Origin of the sequence: Streptomyces solicamelliae, from assembly GCF_045348655.1 — a bacterium.
Classification (GTDB): domain Bacteria; phylum Actinomycetota; class Actinomycetes; order Streptomycetales; family Streptomycetaceae; genus Streptomyces; species Streptomyces solicamelliae.
This window is the reverse complement of sequence record NZ_CP160404.1, coordinates 2,453,705-2,477,922: the sequence shown is the minus strand read 5'-3', so window position 1 is coordinate 2,477,922 and position 24,218 is coordinate 2,453,705. Positions and strand designations below refer to the sequence as shown.

Sequence of the window (24,218 nt, the reverse complement as noted above, 5' to 3'; positions counted from 1 at the left end):
GCCCTCTGCCGGGGGTCCGGGGGTTGTGCTCCGGGTGGAGGCGCCACGGGCGAGGTCCTGCGCGACTTCGTCCCGGTCGAGGAGCGCTGAGCGCCTTCGGGCCGCGCCTCGTGAGGGCTCGCTGAGCCCCGTACGACTGGCCCCGTACGACGAAAAGCGCCCCGCCGCCGATCCCCCCACGGGTCGACGAGCGGGGCGCTTCCCATATTCCCGGTGCGGATTCCCCCCACGGGATCCGGGCCGGGCGCCTGTGCGCGGTCTGCCGGGGTACGTACGTACGGGAGGGCCGCTCAAAGCTCCCCGGTGCACGTGCCCCGGCCAACGCTTGCCTGGGACGTCCCCCAAGACATCCCATGAACGTCCCCCAAGACGTTCTCGGCATCGCCCACTTAGACTCGCGAACAGCCCAGATGGTTACCCCCAAATATCTGTGATCTAGGTCTCTTTGTGAAGGTCTTGTGCGTCACGTGAACGTGAATTCACGTGAACGTCCGAAGTCGCAGGCTATTTGTCACCACAAAAACGGATGAAAAGGCCATCGCGAGCCCCGCGATCATCGGGTTGAGCAGTCCGGCCGCCGCGAGCGGCAGCGCGGCCACGTTGTAGCCGAAGGCCCAGAACAGGTTGCCCTTGATCGTCGCGAGGGTTCGCCGGGAGAGCCGGATCGCGTCCGCCGCGACCCGCAGGTCCCCGCGGACGAGCGTCAGGTCGCCGGCCTCGATCGCGGCGTCGGTCCCCGTCCCCATCGCCAGGCCCAGGTCCGCGACGGCCAGCGCGGCCGCGTCGTTGACCCCGTCGCCGACCATGGCGACCGTCCGGCCCTCGCCCCTCAGCCGCTCGATCACCGCGACCTTCTCCTCGGGCAGCACCTCCGCGATCACCTCGTCGACGCCGACCTGAGCCGCCACCTCCTCGGCGACGGCCCGGTTGTCGCCGGTCAGCAGCATCGGGGTCAGACCCAGGGCGCGCAGCCGGGCGACCGCCTCGGGGCTGGTCTCCTTGACGGCGTCCGCGACGGTGAGGACGCCGCGGGCGACCCCGTCCCAGGCGACCGCGACGGCGGTGCTCCCGTGGTCGTCCGGCAGCGGCGGCGGCGCGATCCCGGCCGCCTCCAGGAGCGCCGGGCGCCCGGCGAGGACGCGGTGGCCTTCGACCGTGCCGCGGACGCCGAGGCCGGGCACGTTCTCGAAGTCCGTCACCGCGGGGAGGGTGCCCAATCGCTGCGCCGCCCCGCCGGCGAGCGCGCGGGCGACCGGGTGCTCCGAGGCGTGCTCCAGTGCGCCGGTGAGGCGCAGCAGCTCGTTCTCGTCGGTGTCGCCCTCGGCGTACGCCTTGCGCAGCTCCATGCGGCCGGTGGTGACCGTGCCGGTCTTGTCGAGGACGACCGTGTCGACGCGGCGGGTGGACTCCAGCACCTCGGGGCCCTTGATCAGGATGCCGAGCTGCGCGCCGCGGCCGGTGCCGACCATCAGGGCGGTGGGCGTGGCCAGGCCCAGCGCGCAGGGGCACGCGATGATCAGTACGGCCACGGCGGCGGTGAACGCGACGGTCGGGCCCGCTCCCGTACCGAGCCAGTAGACGAGCGTGGCCAGGGCGATCACCAGGACGACGGGGACGAAGACGGCGGAGATCCGGTCGGCGAGGCGCTGCACCTCGGCCTTGCCGTTCTGGGCGTCCTCGACCAGCTTCGCCATCCGGGCGAGCCGGGTGTCGGCGCCGACCCGGGTGGCCTCGACGACGAGCCGGCCGCCCGCGTTCAGGGTCGCCCCGGTGACGGCGTCGCCGGCGGTCACGTCCACGGGGACGGACTCGCCGGTGAGCATCGAGGCGTCCACGGCCGAGGCGCCCTCGACGACCGTACCGTCGGTGGCGATCTTCTCCCCGGGGCGTACGACGAACCGGTCGCCGACCCGCAGTCGCGTCACGGGTACGCGGACCTCCGCGCCCCCGCGCAGGACGGCGACGTCCTTCGCGCCGAGCTCCATGAGGGCGCGCAGGGCGGCGCCCGCCTTCCGCTTGGCGCGGGCCTCCAGCCAGCGGCCGAGCAGGATGAAGGTGGTGACCCCGGCCGCGACCTCCAGGTAGATCGTGGAGGCGGCGTCGGAGCGGGAGACCGTGAGGTCGAAGCCGTGCCGCATCCCGGGCATGCCGGCGTCGCCGATGAAGAGCGCCCACAGGGACCAGCCGAAGGCGGCGATCGTGCCGAGCGAGACGAGGGTGTCCATGGTGGCCGCGCCGTGCCGGGCATTCGTCCAGGCGGCGCGGTGGAAGGGCAGCCCGCCCCAGACCACGACCGGCGCGGCGAGGGTGAGGCTGAGCCACTGCCAGTTGTCGAACTGGAGGGCAGGGACCATGGCGAGCAGGATCACGGGCGCGGCGAGGACCGCGGAGACGAGGAGGCGCTGCCGGAGGGAGGCGGCCTCGTCGGCGGGTTCGTTCGTACGGGAATCGGGTTCCGGTTCCGGTTCCGGCGGAGGGGGCGGTTCGGCCGTGTAGCCGGTCCTGACGACCGTGGCGATGAGGTCGTCGACGGAGACCTCTGCCGGATGCTCGATCCGTGCCTTCTCGGTCGCGTAGTTGACGGTGGCGGTCACGCCGTCCATCCGGTTGAGCTTCTTCTCCACGCGGGCCGCGCAGGAGGCGCAGGTCATGCCGCCGACGAGGAGCTCGGTGGTGGTGCTGGAGGTCATGTGCCTTCCCGACGCGAACAGGGTCGTACCGTTGCCACGGTACGACCCTGCGGGGGTGGTGCGGGTGCCGGGCCCGCGCGGCGGGTTTCCGGCGGGCGCCGGGGGGTGCCCGGCGCGTGCCCGGCGCGTGTCAGGCCTGGACGCCGACCAGTTCGTAGCCGGCCTCGTCGACGGCGGCGGCCACGGCGGCCCGGTCGAGCGGCGCCTCGGAGACCACGGTGACCTGGCCGGTGGCGGCCACGGCGGTCACGGAGGTGACACCGGCGAGCTCGGAGATCTCGCTGCGGACCGCGCCCTCGCAGTGCCCGCAGGTCATGCCCGTGACCTCGTAGACCGTGGTGACGCCGCCGGCCTGCACGTCGGCCGCGCCGTCGTGGCAGGAGCCGGTGGACGAGCAGCAGGAGCCGGTGGCCTGGGGGAGCTCGGTCTTCGTCTCGGCGGTCATGGCGTTCTCCTCTTTCGGGACAGTGCGGTGTGGTGCCCGGTACGGAACCACACTCTATACCCCTGGGGGGTACCTTTCAACGTCGCGGCGCGCCGAGCTCCCGCGGGGCGAGCAGCGGGTCGAGGTAGCGGACGAGCGCGCGCTTCAGCTCGGCGACCGTCCCGTCCCGCTCCTGCCCCTCGGGGGCGGCGAGGACCAGGTCGAGGCCGGCCTTGACGATCCCGAGGGCCATCGCGGCGACCCGCCGCCGCTCGCCGGCGTCCAGGCCGGGGGCGAGGGCCTCGATCAGCCCGTCGACGCGGGCCAGCATCGACTCGTGCACCGCCTCGTGCTCCTCGGCGATCCGGCCGGGGACGTCGCCGCTGCCGTGCATGAGGGCGAGGAAGGCCGGGTTGCGGCAGTTGAACGCGATCACCGGCTCCAGCACCGCGTCGACCAGCTCGGGCAGCGGGAGGTCCAGGTCGGCCCGCTCGAAGGCCAGGCCCTCGGCGTCCCGCATCTCCTGCAGCAGGCGGTCGCCGAGCTCGACGGCGATCGCCTCCTTGTTGGGGAAGTACTGGTAGAGCGTGCCGGGCGAGACCTTCGCCTCGCGGGCGATCGCGTTGGTACTGGCCGCCGCGTATCCCGTCCGGCAGAAGACGCTCGCGGCGGCCTGCAGCAGCTGCGCGATGCGACGCTCGCCGCGGGCCTGCCGGCGGCGCGGCGCGGGTTCCTCGGACATGGATGTCCCCAGCTTTCGTGACGCGTTTGACAAACACGAGCGGTCACTCGCATTCTTGAAAAACGCGAGCGATGTCTCGTGTTTGCCAGTGTATGGCAATGGTCGACTCCTGCGGCCTGCCCGGAATCGGGTACAGGCGCACGGGTCTCGGTGAAGGGGACACCGCGTCATGGCCGAAGTCAAGAATTCAGCGCCGCCGCGGGGCGGGGGGTGGACGCGGTTCGTCGCCGCGCGCCCGCGCCTGACGCTGCTGGTCGCGCTGATGATCACCGCCCTGGCGGTGCTCGCCGGGAGCGGGGTCGCGGACCGCATGGGCAGCGGCGGCTGGCAGGACCCCGACGCGGAGTCCACGTACGCCACCGAGGTGCTGCAGCGCGAGTTCCCGGGCTCCCAGCCCAATCTGCTCCTGCTCGTCGACGCCGGGAAGACGGGGGTGGACACCCCGGCCGTCGCCGCCGAGGCGGCCCGGCTGGCGGAACGGCTCGACGCCGAGCCGGGCGTCACGGGCGTCGGCTCGTACTGGGCCGCCAAGTCCCCGGCGCTGCGCTCCGAGGACGGCCGGCAGGCCGTGATAGCCGCCCGGATCCAGGGCGACGAGAAGGCGGCCGGCGAGACGCTGGAGCGGATCGCGCCCCACTTCCGCGGCGCACAGGGGCCGGTGGAGGTGAGCCTCGGCGGGCCGGTGGCCGTGCAGCACGAGATGCAGACGGTCATCCAGGAGGACCTGCTGCGGGCCGAGCTGATCGCCCTGCCGATCACGCTGATCCTGCTCGTGATGGTCTTCGGCAGCGCCGTCGCCGCCCTGCTGCCGCTGGGCGTCGGCATCGTCGCGATCCTGGGGACGAACGCGGTGCTGCGCGGACTCACCGAGTTCACCGACGTCTCCGTCTTCGCGATGAACCTGACCACGGCCCTCGGCCTCGGACTGGCCATCGACTACGCGCTGTTCATCGTCCGCCGGTTCCGGGAGGAGCTGGAGACCGGGGCCGACACCCGTACGGCCGTGGCGACGACGCTGCGCACGGCGGGGCGGACGGTGCTGTTCTCCGCGCTGACCGTCGCGGTCTCGCTCGCGGCGATGATGGTCTTCCCGCAGTACTTCCTGCGCTCCTTCGCCTACGCCGGCATCGCCGTCGTGCTGCTGGCCGCGGCCGCCGCGCTGACCCTGCTGCCCGCCGCACTGCTGCTGCTCGGGGACCGGGTGAACGCGCTGGACCTGCGGAAGCTGTTCCGGCGCCGCAAGGACGCCGCCGGAGCCGGGCCGGGCAAGCCCGCGGGGGCGGGCTGGGCGCGGGCGGCGACACTCGTCATGCGGCGGGCCCCGGTCTTCGCGGTGGCCACGGTCGTGGGCCTGGTCCTGCTCGGACTGCCGTTCCTGAACATCGCGTTCGGCACCGCCGACGACCGGCAGCTGCCCGTGAGCTCCGAGCCCCGGGTCGTCCAGGACGCGCTGCGGCACGACTTCCCCGCCAGCCCCGGGGGTGCGCTGACGGTGCTCGCCGAGGGCCGGGGCACGCCCGCGCAGTACGCCGACTACCGGAGCCGGATCGACGCGCTGCCGCACACGGTCCGGGTGGACGGGCCGCTGGTGCAGGGCACGGACGCGTACTTCACCGTGCTGGTGGAGGGCGAGGCCGTCGGGCCCGAGGTCAAGGCGCTCGTGGACGACCTGCGCGCCGAGCCGGCCCCCTTCGACACCTCGGTGACCGGCACGGCCGCGGTGCTCACCGACTCCCAGGACGCGATAGCGGAGCGGCTGCCCTGGGCGCTGGGGATCATCGTGGTGGTCACGCTGCTGCTGGTCTTCCTGCTCACCGGAAGCGTGCTCATCCCCGTGCAGGCCGTCGTACTGAACGCGCTCAGCCTGACCGCGATGTTCGGCGCGATGGTGTGGGTGTTCCAGGAGGGACATCTGTCCGGGCTGCTCGGCTTCACCCCGACCGGCGACATCGAGACCACCCTGCCGGTGCTGATGTTCTGCGTGGCGTTCGGACTCTCCATGGACTACGGGGTGTTCCTGCTCTCCCGGATCAAGGAGGAGTACGACGCCACCGGCGACCACGAGCACTCCGTACGGTTCGGCCTCAGCCGCACCGGCGGGCTGATCACGGCCGCCGCGGTGATCCTGGCCGTGGTGATGGTGGCGATCGGCACCTCGCGGGTGACCAACACCAAGATGCTCGGGCTCGGGATCGCGCTCGCCGTCCTCATGGACGCGATGGTGGTGCGCAGCCTGCTCGTCCCGTCGGTGATGAAGCTGACCGGCCGGCTGACCTGGTGGGCCCCCGGCCCGCTGCGCCGGCTCCACGACAGGTTCGGCATCAGCGAGGGCGGCGAGCCGGTGTCCGTCCCGGCGAAGGCCGCGGACGACCGGGAGAAGGAGCCGGTGGGGACCTGACGGTCCCCACGGTCCCGCCGGGTGTCACGCTCTGCGGGACCGGTTGCCGGGGCGGTTGGCGACCCAGGTGCGGATCGTGTCCACGTACCAGTACGGCTTGCCGTTCTCGACCCGGTCGGGGGGCGGGAGCAGGCCGTGCTTGCGGTAGGAGCGGACCGTGTCCGGCTGCACCCGGATGTGCGCGGCGATGTCCCTGTACGACCAGAGCCTTCTGTCGGTCATGCGTGGTACCTCCCTGCGTGCGGCGCAGGTGCGGCCGGGGGGTGCCGTCGGGGGAGCTGCGCCGCGCACGCTGGCGATCACCGAGCCTGTGCCCCGCGTGCGGCGGGCGTCTTCCGGGAGAGCGGCCTTGTCGATCTCCTGTGACGGAAAGCCCGTGAAACGGAGATATACGTGACGAGGACGGGATCCAGGTGATGAAAGTGACGTGTGGTTATATGCGTGGCTCTTCAGGTCGCTTGGGTCCCGTAGGTCCGGTACGCCCTCAGGCGCCGCAGGAGCGGAGATAGCGCCTCGTCCGTGCGGCGATCGGGTACGGCTTGTCCGGCGGGCAGGGGTACATGTCCTGCTCCACGATGGCGAACAGCTCCACGCCCAGTGCCTGCGCCGCCGCGAGGACCGGCTCCAGGGCCGGCACCCCTGCGGGCGGCTCGCACATCACGCCCTGCGCCACCGCCGGGCCGAACGGCACCTCGTCCGCGGCCACCCGGGCCAGGACCTCCGGGGCGACCTGCTTGAGGTGGAGGTAGCCGATCCGCTCGCCGTACGTCTCGATCAGCTTGACGCTGTCCCCGCCGCAGTACGCGTAGTGGCCGGTGTCCAGGCAGAGCGCGACCAGGCCGGGATCGGTGGCGTCCAGGAAACGGGTCACGTTCTCCTCGGTGTCGATGTGTGTGTCCGCGTGCGGGTGGACGACGATGCGCAGGCCGTACTCGTCCTGCACCCGGCGCCCCAGGCGCTCCGTCAGGGCGGTCAGATCGCGCCATTGCGCGGGGGTCAGCGTGCGGTCCTCCAGGACCTCGCCCGTCTTGTCGTCCCGCCAGAACGACGGGATCACGACCAGGTGTTCCGCCCCCATGGCCCGGGCCAGCGCCGCGTTGTCGGCGACATGCGCCCAGGTGCGGTCCCAGACCGCGGGGCCGTGGTGCAGGCCGGTGAAGACCGTGCCGGCCGAGACCCGCAGCCCGCGCCGCCGCGTCTCCTCGGTGAGCCGCGCCGGATCGGTGGGCAGATAGCCGTACGGGCCGAGTTCGATCCACCCGTACCCGGCCCGCGCGACCTCGTCGAGGAACCGTTCCCAGGGGACCTGGCGGGGGTCGTCGGGGAACCACACCCCCCAGGAGTCGGGGGCGGAGCCGATGCGGATGCGGGAGAGGAGAGGGTGCGCGGGCGACTGCGGGGGCGTCGGCGTCATGCGGCTCAGCTTGGCCGGGGGCCCGGAAGCGGTCAAGAGTTCGTCCGAATGTAAGGACAAAATGTTGACAGGCTTCCGAGCCCGGACTAGATCTGGTGCCGGGCCACACGAGAGGCGGCACGCATGCGGCGGCAGGACGACGCGTACGACGTGATCACCATGGGGCGGATCGGCGTGGACCTCTACCCCCTGCGGACGGGGGTGCCGATCGCGGACGTGGACGCCTTCGGCAAGTTCCTCGGCGGCTCCGCCACCAACGTCGCGGTCGCCGCCGCCCGGCTCGGGCGGCGCACCGCCGTCGTCACCCGCACCGGTGCCGACCCCTTCGGCGACTACCTGCACCGCGAACTGCGCGCGTTCGGGGTCGACGACCGCTGGGTGACCCCGGTTGACGGGCTGCCGACGCCCCTCACCTTCTGCGAGCTGTTCCCGCCGGACGACTTCCCGCTGTACTTCTACCGCCGCCCCAAGGCCCCCGACCTGGAGATCCGCGCCGACGAGCTCGACCTCGACGCGATCGCCGCGGCGCGGGTCTTCTGGATGACCGGCACCGGCCTCAGCGCCGAGCCCAGCCGCGGCGCGACCCTGGAGGCCCTGCGCGCCCGCGGCCGGGCCGAGCACACCGTCTTCGACCTCGACTGGCGGCCGATGCTCTGGGACGACCCCGACCCCGAGGACGTACGACGGCACTACCGCGAGGCGCTGCGGTACGCGACCGTCGCCGTCGGCAACCTCGAGGAGTGCGCGATCGCCACCGGCGAGCACGAACCGCACGCCGCCGCCCGCGCCCTGCTCGCCGCCGGCGTCCGCCTCGCCGTCGTCAAACAGGGCCCCAAGGGCGTCCTCGCCCTCGCCGCCGACGGCGAGAGTGCCGACGTCCCGCCCGTCCCGGTCGACGTCGTCAACGGACTCGGCGCCGGCGACGCCTTCGGCGGCGCCCTCTGCCACGGACTCCTCGCGAAACGCCCCCTGGAGCACGTCCTGCGTTACGCCAACGCCGCCGGCGCCCTCGTCGCCTCCCGCCTCGCCTGCTCCTCGGCCATGCCCTACGACGGGGAGATCGAGGAGACGCTGGCCAAGGGCGCGGTCGTCGCCGACCTCGCGCCCGCCGCAGGCGACCCGGCCGCCCCGGCCCGCCACGACGGCTCCGCGAGCCCCGGCCGGTCCCGCGACTCCGCCCGTCCGGCGGCGGCCCGGCCCGGCGACCCCACCCACCCCGACGACCCCACCCACCCCGACGACCCCACCCACCCCGACGACCCCACCCACCCTGGCGGAGGCGTCTCATGACCTCCCGCGCCCCCATCGACGTCGCCGAACTCGTCGACGTCCGCGTCCGGCACCCGGAGGCCGTCGCCGAGGCGGCGGGCCGGCGCAAACGACGGGCGCTGGTGGGGGAGCGCGGGCGGGTCCTGATCATCGCGGCCGACCACCCGGCCCGCGGGGCCCTGGCCGTCGGCGGGCGGCGGCTCGCCATGGCCCACCGGATCGACCTGCTCGAACGGCTGCGGCTCGCGCTGTCCCGGCCCGGGGTCGACGGCGTGCTCGCCTCCGCCGACATCCTCGACGACCTGCTGCTCCTCGGCGCCCTCGAAGAACGCCTCGCCGTCGGGTCCATGAACCGCGGCGGCCTCGCCGGGGCCGCCTTCGAACTGGACGACCGGTTCACCGGACACCGCCCCGAGGACCTCGCCCGGCTCGCCTTCGACGCCGGGAAACTGCTGCTCCGCCTCGACTACGACGACCCCGGCTCCCTCGACACCCTGCACTCCGCCGCCCGCACCGTCGACGCCATGGCCGCGCTCCGGCTGCCCGTCTTCGTCGAGCCGTTCGTCTGCCGCCGCGGCCCCGACGGGCGGCTGCGCACCGATCTGTCCGCCGAGGCCGTCACCACCTCCCTCGCCGTCGCCTCCGGGCTCGCCGGCACCTCCGCGTACACCTGGCTCAAGGTCCCCGTCACCGACGACCCGGACGACATGGCCGCCGTCATGGAGACCTCGACCCTGCCCGCCGTGCTGCTCGGCGGCGACGTCGGCCCCGACCAGGACGCCACGTACGAGCGATGGCGCGCCGCGCTGCGGCTGCCCACCGTCCGCGGCCTGGTCGTCGGCCGCTCGCTGCTCTACCCGCCCGACGGCGACGTGGCCGCCGCCGTCGACACCGCCGCGGACCTGCTCGCCGGACCCTGAGAGGGACCATGGACACGACCCTTCACCTGCCCGCCGGCACCGCCGCCGACGGCCCGTACGCGCTGCGCGTCGAGCCCGCGTGGGCCGGCTGGGACCACTCCGCGCTGCGCGTCCTCGACCTCGTACCCGGCGGGAGCCACACCCTCGACAGCGGGGAGTTCGAGTGGATCGTGCTCCCCCTGTCAGCCCGCGACGGTACGGTGCAGGTGAACGGTGAGAGCTTCAAACTGCGGGGCCGGACAAGCGTGTTCGACGGGGTCACCGACTTCGCGTACGTGCCCAGGGACGCCCGCGTGCTGATCGCCTCCGGTGCGGGAGGCCGCTTCGCCCTGGCAGGAGCGAAGTGCGAGCGACGACTCCCCGCCCGCTACGGCCCCGCGCCGGAGGTTCCGGTCGAGCCCCGCGGCAGCGGCGGCACGGCCCGCGAGGTACGCGGCTTCGCCGCCGCCGACGCGTTCGACTGCGACCGGCTGATCGCCGTCGAGGTCGTCACCCCGGGCGGCAACTGGTCCTCCTACCCGCCGCACAAGCACGACGAGCACGTGCCCGGCGAGGAGTCCGCACTGGAGGAGATCTACTACTACGAGATCGCCGGCGAGGGCTACGGCTACCAGCGCGTCTCGCCCTCCCGGCCCGGCGGCGCGGACCTGCTCGCCGAGGTCCGCACGGGTGACGTCGTCCTCGTCCCCGACGGCTGGCACGGCCCGTCGATCGCCCAGCCCGGCCACACCATGTACTACCTGAACGTGATGGCGGGCCCGGGCGCCGAGCGGGAATGGCGGATCCGCTTCCACCCCGACCACACGGAGGGCTACCGATGACCGTCGAGCGGCTGACCGTCGCACAGGCCCTGGTGCGCTTCCTCAGTCACCAGTACACGGAGCGGGACGGCGTCCGGCGCCGGCTGATCCACGCGACCTGGGGCATCTTCGGCCACGGCAACGTCGCCGGCGTCGGACAGGCACTCGTCGAGTACGCCGACGACATGCCGTACCTCCAGGGCCGCAACGAACAGGCCATGGTGCACGCGGCCGTCGGCTTCGCCCGGCAGAACGGCCGGCTCTCCGCCCAGGCCGTCACCACCTCCATCGGCCCCGGCGCGACCAACCTCGTCACCGGCGCCGCGCTCGCCACGATCAACCGGCTGCCCGTCCTGCTGCTCCCCGGCGACGCCTTCGCCACCCGCCCCGCCGACCCCGTGCTCCAGCAGCTCGAAGTCCCCTCCGCGGGCGACGTGTCCGTCAACGACTGCCTGCGGCCGGTCTCCAGGTACTTCGACCGGATCACCCGCCCCGAGCAGCTGATCCCCGCCGCGCTCGCCGCCATGCGGACCCTCGCCGACCCCGCCGAGACCGGCGCGGTCACCCTCGCCCTGCCGCAGGACGTGCAGACCGAGGCGTACGACTGGCCCGTCGAGTTCTTCGCCGAGCGCAACTGGCGGGTGCGCCGCCCGCTGCCCGACGAGACCGAACTCGCCGCCGCCGTGCACGCGATCCGTGCCGCCGAGCGGCCGCTGATCGTCGCCGGGGGAGGGGTGAAGCACAGCGGCGCCGAATCCGCCCTCGGTGTCCTCGCCGCCGCCACCGGCATCCCCGTCGCCGCCACCCAGGCCGGCAAGGGCGCCCTTCAGCACGGCCACCCCTCCGACGTCGGCGGCATCGGCCACACCGGCACCGCCGTCGCCGACCACCTCGCCCGCACCGCCGACCTGATCCTCGGCGTCGGCACCCGGTACACCGACTTCACCACCGCCTCGGGCACCCTCTTCGCCCGCCCCGGCGTCCGCTTCGTCAACCTCAACATCACCGGCTTCGACGCCCACAAGGCGGCCGCCCTGCCGCTGGTCGCCGACGCCCGCGCCGGCCTGGAACGGATCCGCCGCGACCTCTCCGGACACGGAGTCCCGGCCGGCTACGAGCACGAGTACCGCGCCGAGCGGGACCGCTGGGAGGCCCGCGTCTCCGCCGCGTACGCCCCCGGCCGGGAGGACGCCCGGCCCACCCAGCCGCAGGTCCTCGGCGTGCTCGACACCCTGGTCACCGAGGACGACATCCTGATCAACGCGGCCGGCTCGCTCCCCGGCGACCTGCACAGGCTCTGGCGCACCCGTTCCGCGGACCAGTACCACGTCGAGTACGGCTACTCCTGCATGGGCTACGAGATCCCGGCGGCCGTCGGCGTCGCCCTCGCCGCGCCCGGCCGGCCCGTCTGGGCCCTGGTCGGCGACGGTACGTACCTCATGAATCCCACCGAGATCGTCACCGCAGTCCAGGAGGACCTGCCGATCAAACTGGTGATCCTGCAGAACCACGGCTACGCCTCGATCGGCTCGCTCTCCGAGTCCGTCGGCGCCGAGCGGTACGGCACCGCCTACCGCTTCCGGGCCGCCGACCGCACCTACACCGGCCCCCCGCTGCCGGTCGACCTGGCCGCCAACGCGGCCTCCCTCGGCATGCGGGTGCTGCGCGCCCGCACCATCCGTGACCTGCGGGAAGCACTTGCCGATGCCCGTGCCGCGACCGTCCCCACATGTGTCTACGTCGAGACCGAAACGGCAGACACAGTGTCGGGCGCGCCCCCGGCCGAGGCGTGGTGGGATGTGCCCGTGGCCGAGACCGCCACCCGCCCGTCGGCGGTCAAGGCACGCGAACAGTACGACCGGCACGTCACGGCCCGACGCCGCCATCTGTGAAGGAGCAATCGTCATGACGAAGTCCGTCCACCACTGGATCGGTGGCAAGACCGTCGAGGGCACGTCGGGCAACTGGGGCCCGGTCACCGACCCGGCCACCGGCGCCGTGACCACGCAGGTGGCGCTCGCCTCCGTCGACGAGGTCGACGCGGCGGTGGCCTCCGCGAAGGCCGCGTTCGCGACCTGGGGCCAGTCCTCGCTGGCGCAGCGCACCACGATCCTGTTCCGCTTCCGGGCGCTGCTCGACGCCAACCGCGACGCCATCGCCGAGCTGATCACCGCCGAGCACGGCAAGGTGCACTCCGACGCGCTCGGCGAGGTCGCCCGCGGCCTGGAGATCGTCGACCTGGCCTGCGGCATCACCACCCAGCTCAAGGGCGAGCTGTCCACCCAGGTGTCCAGCCGGGTCGACGTCGCCGCGATCCGCCAGCCCGTCGGCGTCGTCGCCGGCATCACGCCGTTCAACTTCCCGGCCATGGTGCCGATGTGGATGTTCCCGCTGGCCATCGCCTGCGGCAACACCTTCGTGCTCAAGCCCAGCGAGAAGGACCCCTCGCCGTCGCTGAAGATCGCCGAGCTGCTCGCCGAGGCGGGCCTGCCGGACGGCGTGTTCAACGTCGTGCACGGCGACAAGGTGGCCGTCGACCGGCTCCTGGAGCACCCCGACGTCGCCGCGATCTCCTTCGTCGGCTCCACCCCGATCGCCCGCTACATCCACACCACCGCCTCCGCCAACGGCAAGCGGGTGCAGGCCCTCGGCGGCGCGAAGAACCACATGCTCGTGCTGCCGGACGCGGACCTCGACGCGGCCGCCGACGCGGCGGTCTCCGCGGCGTACGGCTCGGCCGGCGAGCGCTGCATGGCGATCTCCGCGGTCGTCGCGGTCGGCGCCATCGGCGACGAGCTGGTCGAGAGGATCCGCGAGCGGGCCGAGAAGATCAAGATCGGTCCCGGCGACGACCCGACCTCGGAGATGGGTCCGCTGATCACCAAGGTCCACCGCGACAAGGTCGCCTCGTACGTGCACGGCGCCGCGGCCCAGGGCGCGGAGGTCGTCCTGGACGGCACCGGGTACACCGTCGAGGGCTACGAGGACGGTCACTGGATCGGCCTGTCGCTGCTCGACAAGGTCTCCACCGACGCGGACGCCTACCGCGACGAGATCTTCGGCCCGGTGCTGTGCGTGCTGCGCGCCGACACGTACGAGGAGGGCCTCGCCCTCATCAACGCCTCGCCGTTCGGCAACGGCACCGCGATCTTCACCCGCGACGGCGGCGCGGCCCGCCGCTTCCAGCTGGAGGTGGAGGCGGGCATGGTCGGCGTGAACGTGCCGATCCCGGTGCCGGTGGGCTACCACTCCTTCGGCGGCTGGAAGGACTCGCTCTTCGGCGACCACCACATCTACGGCAACGACGGCGTGCACTTCTACACCCGCGGCAAGGTCGTCACCACCCGCTGGCCGGACCCGTCCGAGGCCCCGGCGGGCGTGGACCTGGGCTTCCCGCGCAACCACTGAGGCCCCTCGCGCCGAGGCCCCGTACGGATCGACCGTCCGATCCGTACGGGGCCTCGGCCGTGGTCGCTACCGGGTGTGGAGGAGCTTGTTCGGGGAGCCGGTGAGCGGGTTCTGGACCTTGTCCGGGGTGGCGTTGTCCACCAGGGCCGCGTTCACGTGGGCCGGGGCGGCCGTGGGGTGGGTGGCCAGGTAGAGGGCGGCGGCGCCGACGGTGTGCGGCGTCGCCATGCTCGTACCGGAGATGGTGTGGGTGGCGGAGTCGCCGTCCTTCCAGGCCGAGGTGATGTTCACGCCCGGGGCGAACAGGTCGACGCAGCGCCCGTAGTTGGAGAAGGAGGCGCGGCGGTCGGTGCTGTCCGTCGCGCCGACCGTGAGGGCCTCGGGGACGCGGGCCGGCGAGTAGTTGCAGGCGTTCGCGGGCAGGCCGAGCAGCGGCAGGCCGTTGCCCGCGGCCACGCCGTAGGTGACGCCCGAGGCGATCGAGCGCTTCACCGCGTCGTCCAGGGAGGCGTTGGCGCTGCCGCCGAGGCTCATGTTGGCGACGGCCGGCTTCTGCGCGTTGGCGGTGACCCAGTCGACGCCGGCGATGACGCCCGCGGTCGTGCCGGAGCCGTCGCAGCCCAGGACCCGGACGGCCACCAGCTTCACGCCCTTGGCGACGCCGTACTTCGCGCCGCCGACCGTGCCCGCGACATGCGTGCCGTGGCCCTGGCAGTCCTGGCCGTTCTGCCCGTCGCCGACGGTGTCCTTGCCGACCGAGGCGCGGCCGCCGAACTCGCCGTGCGAGGTGCGGATGCCGGTGTCGATGATGTACGCCGTCACGTTCGAGGCGGTGGTGTCGTACGTGTACGTCGTCGACAGCGGCAGGTTCCGCTGGTCGACCCGGTCCAGGCCCCAGGTCGCGTTCGGCTGGGTGTCGGCGGCCATCCGCACGACGGCGTTCTGCTCGACGTACTTCACCCGCGGGTCGGCGGCGAGCCGCGCGGCCCGCGTCCGCGACATCGAGGCGGAGAAGCCCTTGAGGACGGAGCGGTACTCGTGCTGCGGCGTCACACCGAGGTCCGCCGCGCGCGTCGAGCCGTCCTTGAGGACGACGATCCAGCTGCCGTCCACGGCCACGGCCTCGGGCGCGAGCCGGAGCTCGCCGATCGTCGCGCTCTGCGCGGTGGGGGAGGCGGCGAACTGGACGCCGCCCACCAGCGCGACGACGGGTATCAGCGCGCCGAGACGGCGGGACCGGCGGGATGCGGAAGTCATGAAAGGGGCACCTGACCTTTCGTTTGTCCGATCGGGGGTGCCACAGGGTCTCTTGTTGTCATGTGCGGCACAAGAGGGGATCACGCGACGTCCACATACCGCAGCGGGTGTACGCGGAACCTCCTCGTACGCCTCAAGGAGGCCGCCCGGTTCCGCCTGACGGGCCGCGCCGCGCACAGGAGCGCCGCTTAGGGTTTGGCGCATGAAGCCCCGACTTCCCCGGTGGACCGCGGTCCTCGCCGTCCTCGCCGTCCTCGCGGGCGGCGGGGCCTGGGCCGCCGCCGCCTCGGACCGACCCCCGCCCGTGCAGCGCGCCGACCGGGTCCTCGACCTGCCCGGCGCGCAGATCGACACCTCGTACTTCACCGCCGGCGGTGACGGCCGCCGCCCCGCCGTGCTCCTCGGGCACGGCTTCGGCGGCAGCAAGGACGACGTGCGCGCCCAGGCCGAGAAGCTCGCCCGCGACGGGTACGCCGTGCTCACCTGGTCCGCCCGCGGCTTCGGCCGGTCCACCGGGCGGATCGGGCTCAACGACCCCGCCCACGAGGTCCAGGACGTCCGCCGGCTGATCGACTGGCTGGCCGCACGCCCCGAGGTCCGTCTCGACGAGAAGGGCGACCCGCGGGTCGGCGTCGCCGGCGCCTCCTACGGCGGGGCGATCGCGCTCCTCGCCGCCGGGTACGACCCGCGCGTCGACGCGATCGCCCCGGCGATCACGTACTGGAACCTCGCCGACGCCCTGTTCCCGAACGGGGTGTTCAAGAAGCTCTGGGCCGGGATCTTCTTCTCCACCGGGTCCACCTCGGCGACCCCCGGCGGCCCGGGTGCCGGCGCCGGCCGCCCCGTCGCCGCTCCCTCCGCCTGCGGGCGGTTCACCGACGAACTCTGCGCCCTCTACCAGCGCGTCGCCGTCAGCGGAAAGCCCGACGCCGCCGCCCGCGCGCTCCTGGAGGCCCGCAGCCCCTCCGCCGTCGGCGCCAGGATCAAGGTCCCGACGCTGATCGTCCAGGGGCAGGCCGACTCGCTGTTCCCGCTCTCCCACGCCGACGCCATGGCCCGCACCATCGCCGCCAACGGCGCACCGGTCGCGGTCGACTGGATCGCCGGCGGCCACGACGGCGGCGACCGCGAGACCGACCGGATCGAGTCCCGCGTCGGCGCCTGGTTCGACCGCCACCTCAAGGGCGAGGCGAACGCCGACACCGGTCCCGCCTTCCGCGTCAGCCGCACCGGCGGCGTCGACTCCACCGACGGCCGGGCCACCCTGCGCGGCGCGACCGCCGACCGCTACCCCGGCCTCGCCGCAGGCGCCCGCACCGTCGAACTCGCCGGCCGGGCGCAGACCTTCGCCAATCCGGCCGGCGCCAACCCGCCCGCCATCTCCGCCGTCCCCGGCGTCGGCGGCGCGCTCGGCTCCTTCTCCTCCCTCGGCGTCGGACTCTCGCTGGACTTCCCCGGCCAGTTCGCCGCCTTCGAGTCCCGCCCGCTGACCGTGCCGATGCGGATCACCGGCGCGCCGACCGTGCGCGTCAAGGTCACCTCCGACACCGGCGAGGCCGTCCTGTTCGGCAAGGTGTACGACGTCGGGCCGGACGGCCGGCAGCAGGTGCTGCCCGCCCAGCTCGTCGCCCCCGTCCGCGTCGACGGCGCCCAGCAGGGCCGGAGCGTCGACCTGACGCTGCCCGCCGTGGACCACGAGGTCGAGGCCGGGCACCGGCTGCGCCTGGTGCTCGCCGCCACCGACCTCGGCTACGCCTCGCCGGCCACCCCCGCCGCGTACACCGTCGCCGCGGAGGGCCCGCTCACCGTGCCCACCGCGCCGGCCGTGCGCACCCAGGCGGCCGGACTGCCCTGGTGGGTCTGGGGCCTGCCCGCCGCCGGCGTCCTGATCGCGGCGGCCCTGCTGCTCACCGCCCGCCGCCGCACCGCCGCGCCCGCCCCGGACCCGGAGCTGGCCGCCGTGCCGCTGCAGATCACCGGGCTGACGAAGAAGTACGCGGGCGCCACCGACCGGTACGCCGTACGGGAACTCTCCTTCCGCGTCGAGCAGGGCCAGGTCCTCGGCCTGCTCGGCCCCAACGGGGCCGGGAAGACCACCACCCTGCGGATGCTGATGGGTCTGATCACCCCGGACGACGGCGAGATCCGGGTGTTCGGCCAGGCCATCCGGCCCGGTGCTCCCGTCCTGTCCCGGGTCGGCGCGTTCGTCGAGGGCGCGGGCTTCCTGCCGCACCTGTCCGGCCGGGACAACCTGGAGCTGTACTGGAAGGCCACCGGCCGGCCCGCCGAGGACGCGCACCTGGAGGAGGCCCTGGAGATCGCGGGTCTCGGCGACGCCCTGGCCCGCGCCGTGCGCACCTACTCGCAGGGCATGCGGCAGCGCCTCGCCATCGCCCAGGCCATGCTCGGCCTGCCGGACCTGCTGATCCTCGACGAGCCGACCAACGGCCTCGACCCGCCGCAGATCCGCGAGATGCGGGACGTGATGATCCGGTACGCGGCCGGGGGCCGGACCGTCATCGTCTCCAGCCACCTCCTGTCGGAGGTGGAGCAGTCCTGCACCCATCTCGTGGTCATGGACCGCGGCCGGCTGGTGCAGGCCGGGCCGGTCGAGGAGATCACCGGCTCCGGCGACACCCTGCTCGTCACCGTCTCCGGCGAACTCTCCGAGCCGCTCGTCGAGAAGATCGGCGCGCTGCCCGGCGTCGGCTCCGCGGCCCGTACCGAGGGCGGCGTCCTGGTCCGGCTGGACGGCGCGGCCCCGACCGCCCTGATCGGCGAACTCGTCCGCCTGGACGTGCCGCTGACCGGGGTGGGCCCGCACCGCCGCCTCGAGGACGCGTTCCTCACCCTGATCGGAGGGGACTCCGCATGACCGCCCCGACCACCCCGAAGGCTCCGCCCCCGGCGCCCGTCGCCCTGGCGGAGACCGCGCCCGGCTACCGGGCCCGGCGCACGCTGCCGCTGCGCGTGGAGGCCCTGCGCCAGCTCAAGCGCCGCCGCACCTATGTGATGGCCGGGATCCTCGCCGCCCTGCCGTTCGTGCTCGCCGTCGCCTTCTGGATCGGCGGCGGCCCGGACGGCGACGGCCGGGGCAACAACCGGATCAACCTGATGGACACGGCGACGGCGTCCGGCGCGAACTTCGCCGCGACCTGTCTGTTCGTCTCGGCCGGTTTCCTCCTCGTGGTGCCCGTCGCGCTGTTCTGCGGTGACACGGTGGCCTCCGAGGCCAGTTGGTCGTCGTTGCGCTACCTCCTTGCCGCGCCGGTGCCGCGGGCCCGGCTGCTCTGGTCGAAGCTGGTCGTGGGTCTGGCGTTCAGCGCGGCGGCGATGGTGCTGCTGCCGCTGGTCGCGCTGGCCGTGGGCACGGTCGTGTACGGCTGGGGGCCGCTGCAGCTGCCGGCCGGGGGAGCGCTGCCGGCCGGGGACGCCGTGCTGCGGCTCGCGCTGGTCGTCGCCTTCGTGTTCGTCTCCCAACTGGTCACCGCCGGGCTCGCGTTCTGGCTGTCCACCCGCACCGACGCCCCGCTGGGCGCGGTCGGCGGCGCGGTCGGGCTGACGATCATCGGCAACGTCCTGGACGCGGTGACCGCGCTCGGCGACTGGCGCGAGTTCCTGCCGGCGCACTGGCAGTTCGCCTGGGCCGACGCGCTCCAGCCGCAGCTGGAGTGGGGCGGCATGGTCAAGGGGGCGGCGGTCTCGGTGACCTACGCGCTGATCCTGGTCGCGTTCGCCTTCCGGGGTTTCGCCCGCAAGGACATCGTGTCCTGATCCGAAAGCCCCGGCGGGCCGCCCCCGCCGCGGTGTTCACAGCCACCCCCGACGAGCCGCTTCCGCACCCGCCCGGAAGCGGCTCGTCGTGCCGAGGGCGCTCAGCAGCTCGCCGACGCGTCTGCTGTACGTGCGCGCCGACATCCCGAGCCGGGCGGCGGCGGCCTCGTCGGTCTGCCCGGCGAGCAGCGCGTCGAGCACCGGCCGGAGCTGCGGGGACAGCTCGCGGTGCGGGACGACGGCGCCGGTCAGTTCCTCGCCCGCTTCCCAGGTGGCGCGGTGGGCGCGGACGAGGGCCTGCACGACCACCGGGTCGCGGATCAGCAGCAGCCCGTTGTAGAGCAGTTCGAGGTCGAGCGGGACCGCCGCCACCCGCCGGTCGACCAGGATCATCTTGAACGGGATCGACCGGGCGATCCGGGCGCGGCCCGCCCGGACCGTCCCGGCCACGTACGGCAGTGCGTGCCGGGGCACGATCCGCCGCACCGATCCGGCCCGTTCCGCCGCGGTCCGCATGCACGCTCCTGCCAGTTCCAGGAACGGCCCGGGGATCGCTCGGTCCGCGGAGGCGGCCGGATCGTCGTAGGTCAGCACCTCGTACCGCGCGGAGCCGGCGAGTCCGGCGAGGACGGCACTGATCTGCCGCACCCCGCGCACAGGCCGCCCGGACGGCCGCAACACCACCGCCGGCCCGTCCCGCACCCCCGCACCGTCCCGCACGGAGACGTCCGTCGTCGCCGTCCGGCCCAGTACGGAACCCGCCAGGTCCGCCACCGTCACCACCCCCCGCAGAAATCGGTGTGCGCCACTCCATGTACTCACGTGACTGCACACGGTGACAAGACCCAGGTCGCAGGATGGCGAGTCCCTGCCACGGCGGGTGGCCGTTGCCGCATTGAGATCCTTCCGCAATCCCTTCGTCTGCTCCTTCGGGCGGCCTCGAACGTCACATTCACAAGTGCCGTACACAGAGGGGGAGATGACATGAACCGACGTCAGGGAAGGGTGTTCGTCGCCGGACTGCTGGTCACCGGCCTGCTGCTCACCGGCTGCAGCTCCGGCGACGCCCACCGCAGCAAGACCTCCGACAGCGCCGCGCAGAACCCCGGCGCCGGCGGCGGCCACACGGGCGGCACCACCGGCGGCGGAAGCGCCAGCCGTGCCCCCGCCGCCCCCGACGGCTCCCGCGACGAGGTGGCCGAGGGCGAGCAGCGCCCCGCGCCCGCCCCCGACTACCTGTCCACCTTCGCCCTCGACGTGGACACCGCCTCCTACGGCTACGCCCGCCGCACCCTCGCCGACGGCCGGCTGCCCTCCCCGGACACGGTGCGGCCCGAGGAGTTCGTCAACAGCTTCCGTCCCGACTACAAGCGCCCCGAGGGCGACGGCTTCAGCGTCACCGTCGACGGCGCCCGCACCACCGCCGAGGGCTGGTCGCTGGTCCGGGTCGGGCTCGCCACCCGCGCCGCCGACCGGACCGGCCCGCGCCCGCCGGCCGCGCTGACCTTCGTCGTCGACATCTCCGGCTCGATGTCCGAGACCGGCCGTCTCGACCTGGTCAAGGAGTCCCTCGGAGTGCTCGCCGGCCAGCTGCGCGACGACGACTCGATCGCCCTGGTCACCTTCAGCGACGAGGCCGAGACCCGGCTGCCCATGACCAGGGTCGGCGGCGCGCGGGACCGGATCCGCGAGGTGGTGAACGGTCTGGAGACCACCTCGTCCACCAACGTCGAGGCGGGCGTCCGCACCGGCTACGACGTCGCCGTCGAGGGCCGCCGCAAGGGCGCGACCAACCGGGTCGTGCTGCTCTCCGACGCGCTCGCCAACACCGGTGACACCGACGCCGAGTCGATCCTGCGCCGGATCGAGGAGTCCCGCCGCTCGTACGGCATCACCCTCTTCGGGGTCGGTGTCGGCAGCGACTACGGCGACGCGTTCATGGAGCAGCTCGCCGACAAGGGCGACGGCCACACCACGTACGTCTCCGACTCCGCGCAGGCCGGCAAGGTCTTCGTCGACCAGCTGCCCGCCCACATCGAGCTGCGCGCCCGCGACGCCAAGGCGCAGGTGGCCTTCGACCCGCAGACGGTCGAGAAGTTCCAGCTGATCGGGTACGAGAACCGGGAGGTCGCCGACGAGGACTTCCGCAACGACCGGGTGGACGGCGGCGAGGTCGGCGCGGGCCACACCGTCACCGCGCTGTACGCGGTCAAGGTCCGCTCCGGCCGCTCCGGGCACCTGGCCACCGCGACCGTCCGCTGGCTGGACCCGGCCACCCGGGCCCCGCACGAGCGGACCGGTGCGGTGGAGACCGGGGCGCTGGCCGGCTCGGTGTGGGGCGGCGGGCACGACAGCCTGCAGCTGACGGCGATCGCCGCGTACTTCGCCGACCGGCTGCGCGGCGGCGAGCTGCCGGGCGCTCCGAGCTACGCGGACCTGGCCTCGAAGGCCGGTGCGCTGGCGGAGCGGGCGGAGTCCAAGGCCGTACGCGAACTGGCCGCGGCGATCCGGCAGGCGGACGAACTCAGGAGCTGACGCCGGTCGAGTGCTCTTCCGGGCAGGGTGGGTGAGGGTCCGTCATGATGGGTCCATGCCCACCCTGCTGCTCGCCCTCGCCGTCGGATGCACCGGGCTCTACGCCGGTTTCATGGTCATCTTCCAGACCGGGATCATGCCCGCCCTGGCCCGCCTCACGGACGCGGAGTTCGTGCACGCCATGCGGCGGATCAACGAGTACGTGCCGAAGCCGCTGTTCCTCGTCGTGTTCCTCGGGATCGTGGGCTTCCCGGTGGCCGCGTTCTTCGTGCCGATCGACGACCGCACGGACACCCAGAAGTGGCTGATCCTCGCCGGACTGGTCTGCGTGCTGCTCAACCACCTGGTGACGATCGCGGGCAACATCCCGCTCAACAACGCGCTGGCGGCCTCGGAGGGCGGCGCGGGCGACGACCCCGCCGCGGTCCGGGCCGCCTTCGAGCGACGCTGGAACGGCTTCCACCGGATCCGTACGCCGCTCGTCACCGCCGGCTTCGGCCTGCTGATCGCCGCCTCGCTCACCTAGGTCCGGGGCAGGGGGCCACCGTCGTGATCGCCGTGAAGACCAGCTCGTCGTCCTGCCGGCCGCTCACCGAGACCAGGCTCTCCGAGGTCCCCGGGTAGTCCACGGCCTGGTCGATCTCTATCCAGACCGGGCTGCCGAACTCGGCGTAGCGGTGGTAGGCGCTGTCCATCGCCACCGGCATCAGCTCCAGGCCCAGCGGGGCCCGGCTGCGCACCGCCTGCCGGGCCGCCTCCAGGAGCACCATGCCGGGGATGTGGTCGCCGGGGTGGTCGAACAGGACGGGGTGGGCGGTGTCGACCCGCAGCCGCCAGCGGTCGCCGGTGCCGCCCGCGTCGTCGGGGGAGAGCACCACGTCGAACGGGTTCAGCCGGCCCACCGTCGCGGGCTCGACCGGCGCCGGCAGCGGGCCGGCCAGGAGGTCCGGCACGGCCGGCCGGTCGGCACGCAGCCGCCGGTAGACCTCGGGGCTGGTGCACGTGTAGCGGGCGTCGCCGACGGCGAGGGTGCGGCCGTTCTCGCTGATCACGACCTCGTACGAGAGCCCCACGAGCCGGCCCGCCCGCCGGCGGATGTCCGTGCAGGTCACGTCGAGCCGCAGGTCCGCCGGGGCGCCGCCCACCGCCATCAGGCCCGGTGTCACCCGGTAGTTGAGCTCCCACATCAGGAACTGGTGGCCCAGCGGCACGTCGAAGCCGACGTGCGCGAGCAGGGCGCCGACCTGACGGATCGTCTCCGCGGCCATCATGGGGTCGTAGTGGCTGCCGCCGAGCGGTCCGAGGAAGCTGTGCGCCCGCGGCCACTGCGCCCCGAGGGTGAAGTGCGCCTCGTCGTGCCGGGTCCAGCCGGACGTCAGGAAGACCTCGGCGAGTGCGGCCCGGTGCACGTACGCACGCGGGGCCGTCGTGGTGAGCGGTGGCACGGCGGCGTCGACCGCCGTCACGGACGGTGCGGACGTCTGGAGCATGGGGGATCCCCTCGGCCTTCGTCGTTGAGGTCGGGCTACCGGCTGGGCCGGAAGTTACGAACCCACGGGTCGGTTTACAAGGCGCGCGCTCAGGCTGTGTCAGGTCTGTTCGACATTCGTTCACAAGTGCGTCGCGACCTTCCGACGTCTGAATTTCCTTCCGGCGAACGGTACATGTCCGGTATCGGAGAGCCCCGGGGTTCAAAGCCGCAGTGGCTTCAGGTATCTTCCAGACGCCGGAAATCTGTACCGCATGGTTTGTTTCTCGGAGTCGAGAGTGGCCGGTCCGGGCCGGGACCTCCCGCGACGGGCGGTTCGACGCGGTGTGCCCGGCTCGTTGTCTCGGCTGTCCTGGGAGATTCCGTGGAACACCTGCGCCACCTGCGCCTCGCGGCCGTCAACATCGACGGCGTCCTGCTCAACGACACGTTCAGCCTGGTGATCCACCGTTTCGTCACCAGCCGCGGCGGCCGCTACACCGCCGAGGTCGAGCGGGAGATCTTCTCCCAGGGCCAGCTCACCGCCGCCCGCGCCCTCGGCGCCGCCGCCGGACTGCCCGACAGCCCCGAGGACGTCCTCGCCCGGTACTTCGAGGAGCGCGCCGCCCATCTCGCCGACCACCCGCTGCGGGTGCTCGACGGCGCCGAGGCGCTGCTGCGCCGGCTGCGCGCGCTCGGTCTGAGGACCGTCTGCTACGGCGGCCTGGACCGACGGCACTTCGACACGTACCTCGGCGGGCTCGCCGGACTCTTCGACGAGCCGGGCTACGTCTGCACCAACGACTTCCGTCCCGGGGTGCACGAGATCACCGCGGAGATCTTCGGACTCACCCACGACCGGGCGCTGTTCATCGACGACGTGGCCCGGGTCGCCGAGTCCGCGCGCGAGCTCGGCGTCGCGTTCGTCGGCCACCCGAGCGACTTCGCCCACGGCTTCCAGGGCGAACTGATGCGCGGCGCCGGCGTCCGCCATGTCGTCGGCTCGCTCGACGCGATCGACGAGCCGCTGCTGCGCGCCGTCGACGCCGAGGCCGCCGCCGGTCGTGTCTGGACGGGCTGAGCCCCGACGTGTCCGCGTCCCACACCCATCACCCCGAG

At 73.3% G+C, this 24,218-nt stretch carries 19 protein-coding genes; 11 read left to right on the top strand and 8 right to left on the bottom strand.

Annotated features, from left to right (window positions below):
* Positions 1-479: 479 nt before the first annotated feature.
* The 3 genes from ABZO31_RS11370 to ABZO31_RS11360 all read right to left on the bottom strand — a co-directional run bounded on the left by ABZO31_RS11370 (position 480) and on the right by ABZO31_RS11360 (position 3,856).
* Positions 480-2,690: a heavy metal translocating P-type ATPase gene (locus ABZO31_RS11370; protein ID WP_406861027.1), complete on the bottom strand. Its 2,211-nt coding sequence runs from the start codon at positions 2,688-2,690 to the stop codon at positions 480-482.
* A gap of 130 nt (positions 2,691-2,820) precedes the next feature.
* Entirely contained in the window at positions 2,821-3,135 is a 315-nt protein-coding gene (locus ABZO31_RS11365; RefSeq protein WP_406861026.1) for a heavy-metal-associated domain-containing protein, read from the bottom strand.
* A gap of 76 nt (positions 3,136-3,211) precedes the next feature.
* Positions 3,212-3,856: a TetR/AcrR family transcriptional regulator gene (locus tag ABZO31_RS11360; protein WP_406861025.1), complete on the bottom strand. Its 645-nt coding sequence runs from the start codon at positions 3,854-3,856 to the stop codon at positions 3,212-3,214.
* 169 nt (positions 3,857-4,025) lie between these two features.
* Here ABZO31_RS11360 and ABZO31_RS11355 point away from each other — a divergent pair, with 169 nt between their 5' ends.
* Entirely contained in the window at positions 4,026-6,254 is a 2,229-nt protein-coding gene (locus tag ABZO31_RS11355) for an MMPL family transporter (protein WP_406861024.1), read from the top strand.
* 24 nt (positions 6,255-6,278) lie between these two features.
* Here the strand turns inward: ABZO31_RS11355 and ABZO31_RS11350 are convergent, their stop codons facing one another.
* Positions 6,279-6,545 (bottom strand): helix-turn-helix transcriptional regulator, encoded by a 267-nt coding sequence (locus tag ABZO31_RS11350; RefSeq protein ID WP_406861023.1) that lies wholly within the window; start codon positions 6,543-6,545, stop codon positions 6,279-6,281.
* A gap of 193 nt (positions 6,546-6,738) precedes the next feature.
* The gene (locus ABZO31_RS11345; protein WP_406861022.1) at positions 6,739-7,668 is read right to left on the bottom strand and encodes a sugar phosphate isomerase/epimerase family protein; all 930 of its coding nucleotides are present in this window, start codon (positions 7,666-7,668) and stop codon (positions 6,739-6,741) included.
* Positions 7,669-7,791: 123 nt separating this feature from the next.
* On the opposite strand from ABZO31_RS11345, the gene iolC reads away from it, so the two are divergent.
* Genes iolC through mmsA form a run of 5 tightly spaced genes read left to right on the top strand, consistent with a single transcriptional unit; the run spans position 7,792 to position 14,065 of the window.
* On the top strand, positions 7,792-8,958 hold the full coding sequence (iolC, locus tag ABZO31_RS11340) for a 5-dehydro-2-deoxygluconokinase (protein WP_406861021.1): 1,167 nt from the start codon (positions 7,792-7,794) through the stop codon (positions 8,956-8,958).
* Positions 8,955-9,857, top strand: a complete 903-nt coding sequence (locus ABZO31_RS11335) for a Cgl0159 family (beta/alpha)8-fold protein (protein WP_406861020.1) — start codon at positions 8,955-8,957, stop codon at positions 9,855-9,857. The genes iolC and ABZO31_RS11335 overlap by 4 nt, the downstream gene beginning before the upstream one ends.
* Positions 9,858-9,865: 8 nt before the next feature.
* Entirely contained in the window at positions 9,866-10,678 is an 813-nt protein-coding gene (gene iolB / locus ABZO31_RS11330) for a 5-deoxy-glucuronate isomerase (RefSeq protein WP_406861019.1), read from the top strand.
* Positions 10,675-12,549, top strand: a complete 1,875-nt coding sequence (iolD, locus tag ABZO31_RS11325) for a 3D-(3,5/4)-trihydroxycyclohexane-1,2-dione acylhydrolase (decyclizing) (protein WP_406861018.1) — start codon at positions 10,675-10,677, stop codon at positions 12,547-12,549. Before iolB ends, iolD begins: the two co-directional genes overlap by 4 nt.
* A gap of 13 nt (positions 12,550-12,562) precedes the next feature.
* Positions 12,563-14,065, top strand: a complete 1,503-nt coding sequence (gene mmsA / locus ABZO31_RS11320) for a CoA-acylating methylmalonate-semialdehyde dehydrogenase (RefSeq protein ID WP_406861017.1) — start codon at positions 12,563-12,565, stop codon at positions 14,063-14,065.
* A gap of 66 nt (positions 14,066-14,131) precedes the next feature.
* On the opposite strand, the gene ABZO31_RS11315 is transcribed toward mmsA, so the two are convergent.
* On the bottom strand, positions 14,132-15,322 hold the full coding sequence (locus ABZO31_RS11315) for a S8 family peptidase (protein ID WP_406861016.1): 1,191 nt from the start codon (positions 15,320-15,322) through the stop codon (positions 14,132-14,134).
* Positions 15,323-15,524: 202 nt separating this feature from the next.
* Between ABZO31_RS11315 and ABZO31_RS11310 the strand changes: the two genes are divergently transcribed.
* Positions 15,525-18,197, top strand: a complete 2,673-nt coding sequence (locus ABZO31_RS11310) for an alpha/beta fold hydrolase (RefSeq protein ID WP_406861015.1) — start codon at positions 15,525-15,527, stop codon at positions 18,195-18,197.
* Positions 18,194-19,096 (top strand): ABC transporter permease, encoded by a 903-nt coding sequence (locus ABZO31_RS11305; protein ID WP_406861014.1) that lies wholly within the window; start codon positions 18,194-18,196, stop codon positions 19,094-19,096. Before ABZO31_RS11310 ends, ABZO31_RS11305 begins: the two co-directional genes overlap by 4 nt.
* 36 nt (positions 19,097-19,132) lie before the next feature.
* Here the strand turns inward: ABZO31_RS11305 and ABZO31_RS11300 are convergent, their stop codons facing one another.
* Entirely contained in the window at positions 19,133-19,870 is a 738-nt protein-coding gene (locus ABZO31_RS11300; RefSeq protein WP_406861013.1) for a helix-turn-helix transcriptional regulator, read from the bottom strand.
* A 210-nt stretch (positions 19,871-20,080) separates the two neighbouring features.
* On the opposite strand from ABZO31_RS11300, the gene ABZO31_RS11295 reads away from it, so the two are divergent.
* Both ABZO31_RS11295 and ABZO31_RS11290 read left to right on the top strand, forming a co-directional pair.
* Positions 20,081-21,631 carry a vWA domain-containing protein gene (locus ABZO31_RS11295; protein WP_406861012.1) on the top strand — a complete coding sequence of 517 codons (1,551 nt, stop codon included), beginning with the start codon at positions 20,081-20,083 and terminating at the stop codon, positions 21,629-21,631.
* A gap of 55 nt (positions 21,632-21,686) precedes the next feature.
* A complete protein-coding gene (locus tag ABZO31_RS11290; RefSeq protein WP_406861011.1) occupies positions 21,687-22,157 on the top strand; it encodes a DUF1772 domain-containing protein in 471 nt (156 codons plus the stop codon).
* Here ABZO31_RS11290 and ABZO31_RS11285 read toward each other — a convergent pair.
* Positions 22,150-23,121 carry a ScbA/BarX family gamma-butyrolactone biosynthesis protein gene (locus ABZO31_RS11285; RefSeq protein ID WP_406861010.1) on the bottom strand — a complete coding sequence of 324 codons (972 nt, stop codon included), beginning with the start codon at positions 23,119-23,121 and terminating at the stop codon, positions 22,150-22,152. The two genes, ABZO31_RS11290 and ABZO31_RS11285, sit on opposite strands and share 8 nt — an antisense overlap.
* 363 nt (positions 23,122-23,484) lie before the next feature.
* Between ABZO31_RS11285 and ABZO31_RS11280 the strand changes: the two genes are divergently transcribed.
* Positions 23,485-24,180 (top strand): HAD family phosphatase, encoded by a 696-nt coding sequence (locus ABZO31_RS11280; protein ID WP_406861009.1) that lies wholly within the window; start codon positions 23,485-23,487, stop codon positions 24,178-24,180.
* Positions 24,181-24,218: the final 38 nt, after the last annotated feature.